10 protein-coding genes are annotated in these 12,356 nt (G+C 69.1%); 1 reads left to right on the top strand and 9 read right to left on the bottom strand.

Annotated features, from left to right (window positions below; all coding sequences use genetic code 11):
• Positions 1 to 7: 7 nt before the first annotated feature.
• On the top strand, positions 8 to 1,153 hold the full coding sequence (locus OG302_RS32530) for an AAA family ATPase (RefSeq protein WP_371530025.1): 1,146 nt from the start codon (positions 8 to 10) through the stop codon (positions 1,151 to 1,153).
• A gap of 18 nt (positions 1,154 to 1,171) precedes the next feature.
• On the opposite strand, the gene adhE is transcribed toward OG302_RS32530, so the two are convergent.
• From adhE to OG302_RS32485, 9 genes are all read right to left on the bottom strand, one after another.
• Complete coding sequence (adhE, locus tag OG302_RS32525) at positions 1,172 to 3,805, bottom strand: bifunctional acetaldehyde-CoA/alcohol dehydrogenase (protein ID WP_371530024.1); 2,634 nt, start codon at positions 3,803 to 3,805, stop codon at positions 1,172 to 1,174.
• 213 nt (positions 3,806 to 4,018) lie between these two features.
• Positions 4,019 to 5,104 (bottom strand): S1 family peptidase, encoded by a 1,086-nt coding sequence (locus OG302_RS32520; RefSeq protein ID WP_371530023.1) that lies wholly within the window; start codon positions 5,102 to 5,104, stop codon positions 4,019 to 4,021.
• A 275-nt stretch (positions 5,105 to 5,379) separates the two neighbouring features.
• A complete protein-coding gene (locus OG302_RS32515) occupies positions 5,380 to 6,327 on the bottom strand; it encodes a slipin family protein (RefSeq protein WP_371530022.1) in 948 nt (315 codons plus the stop codon).
• Positions 6,328 to 6,505: 178 nt separating this feature from the next.
• Positions 6,506 to 7,402 (bottom strand): S1 family peptidase, encoded by an 897-nt coding sequence (locus OG302_RS32510; RefSeq protein ID WP_371530021.1) that lies wholly within the window; start codon positions 7,400 to 7,402, stop codon positions 6,506 to 6,508.
• A 285-nt stretch (positions 7,403 to 7,687) separates the two neighbouring features.
• Positions 7,688 to 8,506 carry a DUF1684 domain-containing protein gene (locus OG302_RS32505; RefSeq protein ID WP_371530020.1) on the bottom strand — a complete coding sequence of 273 codons (819 nt, stop codon included), beginning with the start codon at positions 8,504 to 8,506 and terminating at the stop codon, positions 7,688 to 7,690.
• 72 nt (positions 8,507 to 8,578) lie between these two features.
• Positions 8,579 to 9,550, bottom strand: coding sequence for an ABC transporter substrate-binding protein (locus OG302_RS32500; protein ID WP_371530019.1), 972 nt, complete (start codon positions 9,548 to 9,550; stop codon positions 8,579 to 8,581).
• Positions 9,551 to 9,623: 73 nt separating this feature from the next.
• Positions 9,624 to 10,385, bottom strand: coding sequence for an amino acid ABC transporter ATP-binding protein (locus OG302_RS32495; protein WP_371530018.1), 762 nt, complete (start codon positions 10,383 to 10,385; stop codon positions 9,624 to 9,626).
• A complete protein-coding gene (locus OG302_RS32490) occupies positions 10,382 to 11,260 on the bottom strand; it encodes an amino acid ABC transporter permease (protein ID WP_371530017.1) in 879 nt (292 codons plus the stop codon). The genes OG302_RS32495 and OG302_RS32490 overlap by 4 nt, the downstream gene beginning before the upstream one ends.
• Complete coding sequence (locus tag OG302_RS32485) at positions 11,257 to 12,120, bottom strand: amino acid ABC transporter permease (protein ID WP_371530016.1); 864 nt, start codon at positions 12,118 to 12,120, stop codon at positions 11,257 to 11,259. The genes OG302_RS32490 and OG302_RS32485 overlap by 4 nt, the downstream gene beginning before the upstream one ends.
• Positions 12,121 to 12,356: the final 236 nt, after the last annotated feature.

The raw sequence follows: 12,356 nt of genomic DNA, 5'->3' as shown, positions 1-12,356 counted from the left end.
TGGAGCAATGATCAGCACCCTGGCGGTCGAGAACTACCGCTCCCTGCGCAAACTGATCGTCCCGCTGGACCGGCTGAACGTCGTGACGGGCGGGAACGGCACCGGCAAGTCGAGCCTGTACCGCGCGCTGCGGCTGCTCGCCGACTCCGCGCGGGGCGGTGCGGTCTCGGCCCTGGCCCGCGAGGGCGGACTCCCCTCGGCGATGTGGGCGGGCGAGAAGAAGGCGGAGGCGGCCGGCCTGCGCCTCGGCTTCGCGGGCGACGAGTTCGGGTACGCGGTCGACTTCGGGTACCCCGTCCCGACCTCGGGCACGGGCGCGGCACCCTCCCTCTTCAACCTCGACCCGGAGATCAAGCGCGAGTGCACCTGGGCCGGGCCCGTCCTGCGCCCCGCCGCGCTGCTCTCCGACCGCTCGGGTCCTGCCGTGCGCACCCGTACGGCCGACGGCGGCTGGCACCGCTCCCAGGGCATCCGTCCGTACGACAGCATGCTGAGCGAGCTCGCGGACCCCCAGCTCGCGCCCGACCTGCTGCGGCTGCGCGAACTGATCCGCTCCTGGCGGTTCTACGACCACGTCCGCACGGACGCCGAAGCCCCCGCGCGAGCCGCACGGATCGGCACCCGCACCCCGGTCCTCGGCCATGACGGCGCCGACCTGGCCGCGGCGCTCCAGACCATCCGCGAGATCGGCGACCCGGCGGCCCTTGACGCCGCGGTGGACGACGCCTTCCCCGGCAGCCGGGTGCGGACCGTCGACAGCGGAGGGCGCTTCGAACTCCAGCTGCACCAGCGCGGGTTGACCCGCCCCCTCGGAGCGGCCGAGCTGTCCGACGGCACCCTGCGCTATCTCCTGTGGACCGCGGCACTGCTCACGCCCCGGCCGCCCTCGCTCCTGGTCCTGAACGAACCGGAGACGAGCCTGCACCCGGACCTCCTGCGTCCCCTCGCGGACCTGATCCTCACGGCGACGAAGGACACACAGGTGGTCCTGGTGACCCATGCCCGCCCTCTTGCCGAAGCCGTGGCCAAGAGAGCGGTGCGCCACCGGGTCGACGTGAACTCCATAGAGCTGTTCAAGGAGTCGGGGCAGACTGCGGTGGCGGGCCGGGAGAGTCTTCTGGACGAGCCGCTCTGGTACTGGCCGAAGCGCTGAGTTCGAACCTGCGGGTCGTCAGTGACTGGTCGCGCCGTTCCCCGCGCCCCTTCGGGGCTCGACCCCGTAGTACGCCTGCCGCATCAGCCCCTCCATCTCGGAGAGCATCGGCATCCGGGGGTTGGCCGGCGCGCACTGATCGGCGTACGCATTCATCGCCTGCTCCGGCAACGCCTCGATGAAGGCCGCCTCATCGACCCCCTCCTCCGCGAAGGACGAGGGAAGACCACACTTGGCCCGCAGCTCCTCGACGGCACGGGCGTAGGACTCGACCCCCTGCTCAGGGGAAGCCGCCGGAAGCCCCAGCATCCGGGCGATCTCCTGGAACCGCTCCGGGGCCCGGTAGACCTCGGCCTTCGGCCACGGGGTCGCCTTGCCGGACACGGTGCCGTTGTGCCGGATGACGTGCGGCAGGAGCAGCGCGTTGGTGCGGCCGTGGGAGACGTGGAAGGTGTTGCCGAGGGTGTGGGCCATCGCGTGCACCAGGCCCAGGAAGGCGTTGGCGAAGGCCATGCCCGCCACGGTCGAGGCGTTGTGCATCTTCTCGCGCGCCTCGGGGTCGACGGCCCCGTTCACGACGCACCGCTCCAGGTTCTCGAAGATGAGCTTGATCGCCTGGAGGCAGAGCCCGTCGGTGTAGTCGTTCGCGTACACCGAGACGTACGCCTCGGTGGCGTGGGTCAGCGCGTCGAAGCCGGAGTCGGCGGTGACCGCCGCGGGGAGCTTCATGGGCAGGACCGGGTCGACGATCGCGACGTTCGGGGTGAGCGCGTAGTCGGCCAGGGGGTACTTCTGCGCGGCCTTCGGGTCGGAGATGACGGCGAACGGGGTGACCTCGGAGCCCGTGCCCGAGGTGGTCGGGATGGCCACCATCTGCGCCTTCTCGCCAAGGCCGGGGAACTTGAAGGCCCGCTTGCGGATGTCGAAGAACTTCTCCTTGGTGTCCGCGAACTCGATCTCCGGGTGCTCGTACATCAGCCACATGATCTTTGCCGCGTCCATCGGCGAGCCGCCGCCGAGCCCGATGATCGTGTCCGGCTCGAAGTCCCGCATGCGCGCGGCTCCGGCACGCACGGTCGCGAGCTCCGGGTTGGGCTCGACGTCGTCGATGACCTGGACGGTGACGGCTCCGGGGCGTGCGGCGAGGATGTCGGTCACGCGCTGTACGAAGCCGAGCGCCGACATCGTCTTGTCCGTCACGATCGACACCCGCTTGATGCCGTCCATCTCGCCCAGGTAGCGGAGGGAGTTGCGCTCGAAGTAGATCTTCGGCGGGACCTTGAACCACTGCATGTTGTTGTTCCGCCGTCCGATCCGCTTGACGTTGATCAGGTTGACCGCGGAGACGTTGTCGGACACCGAGTTGTGTCCGTAGGAGCCGCAGCCGAGGGTGAGCGAAGGCAGGAAGGCGTTGTAGACGTCGCCGATGCCGCCGAAGGTGGAGGGTGCGTTGACGATGACGCGGACCGCCTTGACGCGCCTGCCGAACTCCTCGGCGAGCTCCTCGTCCTCGGTGTGGATGGCGGCGCTGTGGCCCAGGCCGTTGAACTCGACCATCCGGGCGGCCAGTTCGAGGCCCCGCTCGGTGGAGTCGGCCTTCAGGGCGGCCAGGATCGGGGAGAGCTTCTCGCGGGTGAGCGGCTCGCCCTCGCCGACCTCCGCGCACTCGGCGACGATGACCGAGGTGCCATCGGGGACCTCGAATCCGGCCTGCTCGGCGATCCACCGCGGTGACCTGCCGACGACGGACGCGTTCAGCTTCGCGCCCGAGCAGTCGGCGCCGAAGGCGGTCGTCCCGAAGACGAACTCCTCCAGCTTGGTCTTCTCGGCCGCCGTGACGACGTACGCGCCGAGCCGCTCGAACTCCGCGATCCCCTCGTCGTAGATCTCCTGGTCGAGGATGACGGCCTGCTCCGATGCGCAGATCATGCCGTGGTCGAAGGCCTTGGAGAGCACGATGTCGTGCACGGCGCGCCGCAGTTTGCCGCTGCGCGTGACGTACGCGGGTACATTGCCCGCGCCGACGCCGAGCGCGGGCTTGCCGCAGGAGTAGGCGGACTTGACCATGGCGTTGCCGCCGGTGGCGAGGATGGTGGAGACGCCCGCGTGGTTCATGAGCAGCCCCGTCGCCTCCATCGAGGGCTCCTCGATCCACTGCACGCAGTCCGCGGGGGCGCCGGCCTCGACCGCGGCGTCGCGCACGATGCGGGCGGCCTCGGCGGAGCAGCGCTGGGCGCTGGGGTGGAAGGCGAAGATGATCGGGTTGCGGGTCTTCAGGGCGATGAGGGCCTTGAAGAGGGTCGTCGACGTCGGGTTGGTCACCGGGGTCATCGCGCAGACGACGCCGACCGGTTCGGCGATCTCGGTGATGCCGTTCAGTTCGTCGCGGGAGATGACGCCCGCGGTCTTCAGGCCGCGCATCGAGTTGACGACGTGCTCGCAGGCGAAGAGGTTCTTGACGGCCTTGTCCTCGAAGAGCCCGCGGCCGGTCTCCTCGACGGCCAGCTTCGCCAGTTCCCCGTGCCGGCCCAGTGCGGCGAGGGAGGCCTTCTTGACGATGTGGTCGACCTGCTCCTGGTCGTACGACGCGAACCGGCCGAGCGCGGTCAGCGCTCCTTCGACCAGTCCGTCCACCATCTCCTTGGCCTCCATGACGGGGCTCCTTCGGTGAGACTTTTCGCTTATGCCTCAATTGCACACCCGCGTGCCGTGCGTCAGGCGCCGCCAAAGACCTCTCCGGGCAGGCCGAAGGTCACTTTGTGAAAGCTTTCACAAGAGAACAAGGAAAGGGGCCGGCCCGCCGTGGCGGACCGGCCCCACATCCTGCTGCCCCCGCCGGGGGCTAATGCCTCAGCCGCTTGGGCCTCAGCCGATTTCCGCGCCGAAGGCGCTCAGCGCTTCCGGAACCGGCTGGAAGAACGTCTCCCCGCCGGCGCTGCAGTCACCGCTGCCGCCCGAGGTCAGGCCGAGCGCGGTGTCGCCCGCGAAGAGCGAGCCGCCGCTGTCACCGGGCTCGGCGCAGACGTCGGTCTGGATGAGTCCGTTGACGACGTCGCCGTTGCCGTAGTTCACGGTGGCGTCGAGACCGGTGACCGTGCCGTCGTGCACCTGCGTCGTCGAGCCACTGCGCTGCACCTTCTGGCCGACGGTCGCGTCGCCCGCCTTGGTGATGGCCTGCGTCGAGCCGTTGTAGAGGTCCACCTCGCTCGGGTGCGCGGTGTCGCCGCTGTACTTGACGATGCCGTAGTCGTTGTCGGGGAAGCTGGAGCCCGCGTTCTCACCGATGACCGGTCCGCCCTGCTCCTCGGACCAGCTGGTGATCGACTCGGTGCAGTGGCCCGCGGTCAGGAAGTGCGGCGCACCGTCCTTGACCACGTTGAAGCCGAGCGAGCAGCGGCCGCCACCACCCCAGATGGCGTCGCCACCCGCGATGAAGGGCTTGAACTCCCCCTTGCTGCGCTGGAGTTCGGCCTTGCCGCCGAGCCCCTTGACGACCGCGCCGAGCTTGTCGAGCTCGGCGCCCTTGACCGTGCGGTCGGCCGTGACGACGACCTTGTTGGTGGCCGGGTCGACCGCCCACGAGGTGCCGGGGATGGAGGCCTTGTCCCTGAGCGTCGACCGGGCACCCTTCAGCTCGGCGAGGGAGTTCTCGACGATTCTCGCCTTGGCTCCCGCCGACTCGATGGCGTCGGCCGCACTCTCGTCGAGGACGTTCACGACGAGGTTCTTGGCCTTGGCGTCGTAGTACGTTCCGGCCGCGTCGAGGCCGAGGTCCTTTCCGAGGGACGAGGCGAGCTTTCCGGCCTTCGCGATCGAGAGGGTGTCCGGCGTGGGGGTCGGGGCACTCTCACTCGCGTTCGCAGTCTGGAAGGTGATTCCGGCGGCGATCAGTGCGGTGATGCCCGCACCTGCCACGGCGGCACGTCGCTTGGATATGCGTCGGTGCTTCAACTCACGTCCTCCTGTGGGGGGTCGGCCCGTTCGGTGTGGGGACCTGGGGACCGGAAGGCGTACCGGCACGGAGTCGCACACGCTGCGAAAGCCGCGTCCATGCCAAAGGGTGCGGCCCACTATCCCGATGCCGCCCGGTAGCACACAAGGTCTACTTCAGGACGCGCACGCGACAAACACCGTGCGCCCTCCGCGTCTTCACGGACGCCCGTCCCACCACGTCGGTTCCCGCTGCAAACACCCCGTGCCAGCGGGTGATCGGCAGCGGGTAAGGACTAGTCCTGTCCGGTTCTCGACGCTTCCGGCGCGCCCGGAGCGGTCACTTCCGGCCCCGGAACCCCGAAGTCCGGCAGCGCGACGGCGGGAGTTTCGGTCACGGCGGCGGGCGCCTCGGACACCGCTGCGGGAGGCGCCGCGGCGGGAGGCTTCGCGGCGGGGGTCTCGGCGGCGGCCGGCTGCTGCGCCTGCTGGGCCCGCTCCAGGAAGCGCAGGAGCTCCACGGGGAAAGGCAGCACGAGGGTCGAGTTCTTCTCGGCGGCGACGGCCACCACGGTCTGCAGCAGCCTCAGTTGGAGCGCGGCCGGCTCCTCCGACATCTGGTGCGCGGCCTCGGCCAGCTTCTTGGAGGCCTGCAGCTCTGCGTCCGCGTTGATCACGCGGGCCCGCCGCTCACGGTCCGCCTCGGCCTGCCGGGCCATCGACCGCTTCATGGTCTCCGGGAGCGACACGTCCTTGATCTCGACCCGGTCGATCTGCACGCCCCACCCGACCGCGGGAGAGTCGATCATCAGCTCCAGGCCCTGGTTGAGCTTCTCGCGGTTGGAGAGCAGATCATCCAGATCACTCTTGCCGATGATCGACCGCAAGGAGGTCTGCGCCATCTGCGACACCGCGAAGCGGTAGTCCTCCACCTGGACGACGGCCTCGGCGGCATCGATCACCTTGAAGTAGATGACCGCGTCCACCCGCACCGTGACGTTGTCCCGGGTGATGCCGTCCTGCGCCGGGACCGGCATCGTCACGATCTGCATGTTCACCTTACGGAGCCGGTCCACGAACGGCACGATCATCGTGAGCCCGGGCCCGCGCACCGAACGCTGCAGCCGTCCGAGCCGGAGCACCACGCCCCGTTCGTACTGTTTGACCACACGCGCCGCGGCCATCGCGTAGAGCGCTCCGACAGACCCGACGGTCACCGCCGCCGCCACCAGCTCCTCGACCATGCCGGCCCCCAGGGTCCGAATTGGGCGTGTTGGGCGTGCACTTCGAAGGTAACGCCGTCGGGCGCACAAAGGGAGACGGGAGACAGGAGAGAGCCCCCGTCCGGTCTGTCGGACGGGGGCTCCTGCTGCTGGCCGCAGACTGACCCAACAGGCTGTACGTGGATCAGCTGTACGTGGATCAGTAGACGCTCACGCCGTACGCGCTGAGCGCCTCGGTGACGGGCTGGAAGAACGTCGTGCCGCCCGAGGAGCAGTTGCCGCTGCCGCCCGAGGTGAGGCCGATCGCCTTGGTGCCCGCGTAGAGCGGACCGCCGCTGTCGCCGGGTTCGGCACAGACCGTGGTCTTGATCATGCCGTAGACGATGTCACCGCCGCCGTAGTTGACGGTCGCGTTCAGGCCCGTGACCTTACCGCTGTGGGTACCGGTGGTGGAGCCGCGCCGGGTGACGGTCTGGTTCAGGGTGGCGTTGACGGCACTGGTGATGTCCTGGCTGCCGACCGTTCCGGGGTGGCTGACCGAACCGGAGTACTTGACGATGCCGTAGTCGTTGGTCGGGAAGCTGGACCCTGTCGTGCTCCCAATCGTGGTGGTGTGGCCCGAGTTGGACCACCAGGTGCCCGCGCCGTCGGTGCAGTGACCGGCGGTGAGGAAGTAGTAGGTACTGCCGCTGCGGACGTTGAAGCCGAGCGAGCAGCGCCAGCCGGACGCGTAGATCGCGTCGCCGCCGGAGATCAGCTTGTTGAACTTGCCGGGAGTGCGCTCGACCTTGAGGGCGCCCGCGTTGCTGCCCGCCGCCTCCCGGATCTTGGCGATCTCGGCCTTGGAGACGGTGCTGTCGGCGGTGACGACCAGACGGTTCGTCGCCTTGTCGACGCTCCATGCGGTGCCTGCCACATCCGCGTCGAGCACCGCGTCGCTCGCCTTGGTGAGCTGCGCCGAGCTGAAGGTGGTGACGTCATTGGCGTTCGCAGCGGGGACGGCGAGCGCGCCGGCGGCCACGAGTCCGGTGGCCACGGCGAGCAGACGAGTACGTCTCGCTATGCCGCTGCGGGGGGTGGTGCGCTTGTTCCTCACTTGTTGTTCCTCCCGGGGGGAAGTCAGTGGGCCCGCGTGGGTTGAAGGCCCGTGAGGCGCAGCCAATGAGCAAAAGGCAAGCCGGATTCCGGATAAGCCGTGCTCCTGACAAGCGCTGCTCGGGAGTATTCGGGCCGGGGACACCGCGCACAAGGGCGCCTTTCGGCCGTCAGCCGGATACACGGCGAACGGCCCCGGCGGCTGTCGTACCTGTCGTACGCCGCCGGGGCTCGGGTCTTCGGCTCGGCTTCCGGACGCTGCTCCAAAAGCTCTGCTTGTGACGCGTCAGCGATCGATGAGGTTCCGCTCCCCCGCGGCGATCTCGGCGTCGAGGGTGTTGCCCGGCGGCGGGAAAGGGCAGATGAAGTGGTCGGCGAAGGCGCACGGGGGAAGAAGCGCGCGGTTGAGGTCCACCGTCGTACGGCCCTCGGCGTCCGGCGCGGCGGGCCGCAGGAAGCGGAACCGGTAGCTGGACACCCCGCTGGTCGCGTCGGCGAACACCGCCCACAGCGAGCCGTCGCCCTCCACCGACACCTGGAGCGTGTGGTCCTTTCCGGCCAAGGTGAACGCCAGCTCACCGCTGAGGCCGAGCCCCCGCTCCACCCCGTCCGCGTTGCCGACCCGGACGGTGCGCACCCCGTCGGTGGTGGTTTCGGCGGCATACGGGATGAAACGCCCGGGTACCGCCCAGCGCGCGTCGTACCCGGTGGCCTCGATGCCCCGGAAGGCACGGCGCGCGGCGGACCCCGGGTCGAAGTCGCGTACCGCCCAGAGCCCTTCGCGGCGCAGCACGACCAGGCGGCGGTCGCCGTGCCCGACGCGGGCCGCGCCGACCGGGCCGGGGTCGGCGGTGAGCCGGGCCTCTCCGTCGAAGAGCTGCCCGTCGAGGGTGAGCCCGTCGCCCGCCTCGGCGGTCAGGACGATCTCGTCGCCCACCTCGGTCCAGCGCCCGGGGATGTCCGGAAGCGAGCCGTCCGGGTAGTCCGCGAGCCAGTGGGTGCCGGTGAGGGAGAGCGGGCCGTAGGGCGCCGACACCGTCTCCGTCCGCTGCTCGTGCCAGTGCTTCCAGTCGCGCGATGCGTCCGTCGATGCGTCCGTCGTCATGTGATCAACCCTTCCATACGGGCACGCTCGGCCCGAGAGGTGAGCGCGGCGTCGCGCCCTCGAATTCCGCGCCTACGGCTTGGGCAGACCCTTGGGGTTGACCTGCGACTTCTGCACGGCCTCGCCGGTCAGGCCCCAGCGCTTGAGTACCTTGGCGTAACTGCCGTCCTTGATCACGTGGTTGAGCGCGGCGGCGTAGGCGTCGACGAGCCCGCTGTCCTTCTTCGTGGTGGCGGCGATCTCGCCCTGGATGTCGGGTCCGCCGCCCGACAGCGTCCCGATGATCTTCGTCTGGCCAGATGACGCGACGTGGTACGCGGCCGACGGGTTCGGGCCGAGGTAGGCGTCGATGCGGCCCGACTGGAGGGCCAGGTAGTAGTCGGAGTCCTTCTGGAAGTACTTGACGGCGACCGGCTCGCGCCCGGCCTTCTCGTTCTGCTCGCTCCAGTCGAGGAGGATCTTCTCCTGGTTGGTGCCGGAGGAGACCGCGATCGCCCTGCCCGCCACGTCCGCCGGCTTCTTCGCCGTCCAGTCGGCGTCCTTGCGGGCCTCGAAGGCGATGTTGTCGTGGCGGTAGGTCGCGAAGTCGTACTTCTCCTTGCGCTCCTCGGTCACCGTGACGTTCGAGAAGACGCCGTCGAACTTCCCGCTGTCCAGGCCGACGAAGAGATTCTCCCAGGAGACCTGCTGGAACGTGGGTTTCAGGCCGAGTGTGTCGGCGACCAGGCTCGCGATGTCGACCTCGGAGCCGATCCGCGTCTTGTCGTCGGTGGCGTAGAAGCCGAGGGGCGCGACCGAGTCGGCGCTGCCGCCGAGCCGCAGCGTGCCGCGCTCGCGCACCTCGTCGGGCACGAGGTCCGCGACGGCGTCCACCTTCTTCCCGCGTACGCGGTTCTGGTCGGGCCCGATGTTGATGTTGCCGACCTTCTTGGTGCCGGGCTCGCCGCCGCCGGTCGCGGCGTCGCTGTCCCCGCCGCAGGCGCCCAGCAGGGGCGCGAGGGCCAGGGCGGCGACGGATGCGGAGAGGGTGCGTCGGGAGAACATGCGGGAGCTCCTGGATGACCTGGGAAAGAGGGAGAAAGAGGGAGAAAGAGGGAGAAAAACGAAAAAAGATGGGCTAGAGGACCTTGGAGAGAAAAGCGCGGGTGCGGTCGTGCCGCGGCCGGTCGAGCACGTCACCGGGGGCGCCCTGCTCGACGATGAGTCCCTCGTCCATGAAGACGACCGTGTCGGCGACCTCGCGCGCGAAGCCGATCTCGTGGGTGACGACGATCATCGTGGTGCCCTGGCCGGCCAAGTCCTTGATGACGTCGAGGACTTCACCGACCAGTTCGGGGTCGAGCGCGGACGTCGGCTCGTCGAAGAGCAGCAGCTTCGGCTCCAGGGCGAGCGCGCGGGCGATGGCCACGCGCTGCTGCTGTCCGCCGGAGAGCTGCTTGGGGTAGGCGTCCGCCTTGTCGGCGAGCCCGACCCGGGCAAGCAGGGTCCCGGCGTCGGCGACGGCTTCCTTGCGCGGGCGCTTCAGCGCCGAGACGGGCGCCTCGACGATGTTCTCCAGGACGGTCAGATGCGGGAAGAGATTGAAGTTCTGGAAGACGAAGCCGATCCGGGTGCGCTGCTTGAGCACCTCGCGTTCGCGCAGCTCGTACAGCTTGTCGCCGGAGCGGCGGTAGCCGACGAGTGCGCCGTCGACGCTGATCCAGCCCTTGTCCACCTTCTCCAGGTGGTTGATGGCGCGCAGGAGCGTGGACTTGCCGGAGCCGGAGGGACCGAGGATGACGGTGACTTCCCCCTTCCGTACCTCCAGATCGAGGCCCCGCAGGACTTCCAGGGACCCGAAGGACTTGTGTACGGACCGGAGTTCGACCATCGCGCTCATCGCGATGCCCCCTTCGAGAAGTGACGTTCGACGTAGTGCTGGAGGACGGAGAGGGCGCTGGTGAGCAGGACGTACCAGGCGGTGGCGACCATCAGGAGCGGCACGACGCGGCCGTTGCGGCCGTAGATGACCTGCACCTGGTAGAAGAGCTCGCCGATCGCCATCACGGAGACGATCGAGGTGCCCTTGAAGAGGGAGATGATCTCGTTGGCCGCGTTGGGCAGGATCGAGCGCATCGCCTGCGGCAGGACGATGCGGCGGATCTGCCGCAGCCGGGGAATGCCGAGCGCCGCCGCCGCCTCCAGCTGGCCGCTGTCGACGGACAGGACGCCCGCGCGCACGATCTCGGCGGCGTACGCGGCCTGGTGCAGGGCGAGCCCGAGGACCGCCGCGCTCATCGCGCCGACGAGCCCCATCGTGTCGAAGGAGAAGAAGCCGGGCCCGAACGGGATCCCGAACCGCAGCTCCTTGTAGAGATAGGCCAGGTTGAACCAGAAGAGCAGCTGCACGATCAGCGGGATCGACCGGAAGGCCCAGATGTAGGCGACGGCCACCGCCCTCAGGAACGGGCTCGCCGAGAGCCGCATGAAGGCGATCACGATGCCGAGCGCGAAGCCGAGCACCGTGCCGTAGAAGGTGAGCTGGAGGGTGACCCAGACCGCCTCGAGGATCACGTCGGCGGTGAAGAACTCGGCGAACACCTCCCATTCCCAGCCGGAGTTGGTGGCCAGGCCGTGCGCGAACTGGGCCACGAGGACGGCCGTCGCGAGGACGGCGGCCCAGCGCCAGGGGTGGCGTACGGGGACGACCTTCAGCGCCCCGAAGTCGTCCTTCGCGATGTCACTCGCGGGCGGCCTGCGCTCCGTCACGCTCATCGGGTGCGCTCCGAACCGCGCGCGTAGTGCCGCTCCACGTAGTACTGGCCGACGCTCAGGAGTGAGGTGATCACCACGTACCAGATGGTGGCGACCAGGAGCAGCGGGATGACCTGGTAGGTGCGGTGGTAGACGAGCTGCACGGAGTACAGCAGGTCCTGCACGGCGATCACGCTGACGATCGAGGTGCCCTTGAGCGTGCCGATCAGCATGTTCCCGGCCGGCGGCACGATGGAGCGCATGGCCTGCGGAAGGACGATCCGCCGCCATCTGCGCCACCGGCTCAGCCCGAGCGCCTGCGCGGCCTCGATCTGCCCGCGGTCGACGGAGAGGATCCCGCCGCGCACCACCTCGGCGGCGTACGCGGCCTCGTGCAGGGTGAGCCCGATGACGGCGATGGTGATGGGCCCGAGGAGGTTCACCGTCTTCACGCCGAAGAGGTACGGGTACAGCGCCCCGATGTTGAACCAGAACAGCAGCTGCACCAGGATCGGCATCGACCTGAAGAGCCACACATAGCCCCAACTGACCGCGCGGAGAACGGGGTTGGACGAGAGCCGCCCCATGGCGAGCACCGCGCCGAGCGCGAAGCCGAGCGCCATGACGACGGCGGTCAGCCAGAGCGTGAGCCAGAGTCCGCGCAGCACGGAGGCGGAGGTGAAGTAGTCACCGACCACGTCCCACTGGAACGCTTCGTTGCGGACGACGGAGTTGACGGCGAGCGCGAGGAGCACGAGGACCGCGGCGGCGGCCACCCACTGCCCGGCACGGCGCTGCGGCACGATGCGCGGGACATCGGGTGGCGGGGTCCCGGGAGGGGCGGTCGCGGCTTTGGCGAGCGTGCCGGATGACGAAGACATGGCGAAGGCTCCGTGGATACGGGAGATCTCCGGCGCGCGGCGGAACGCCTGGCGGAACGCTCGGCGGGAGATCACACACGGGTGGTGCCTTCACACGGACCGAGCCCCTCAGCACGATCCGCCCTGAGAGTACGGGGCGCTTTCGGCCCGCTGTCAAGGCTGTCCAGGATATGAGCGGTACGTCTCACGGCAGTTGACGGGGAAACGGATGCCTGCTCCACTTGCCCCATGCATCC

It is taken from the genome of Streptomyces sp. NBC_01283 (assembly GCF_041435335.1).
In the GTDB taxonomy this organism is placed as follows: Bacteria; Actinomycetota; Actinomycetes; order Streptomycetales; family Streptomycetaceae; genus Streptomyces.
Note: the sequence above shows the minus strand (reverse complement) of the source record. Positions and strands in the feature narration are given on the sequence as shown.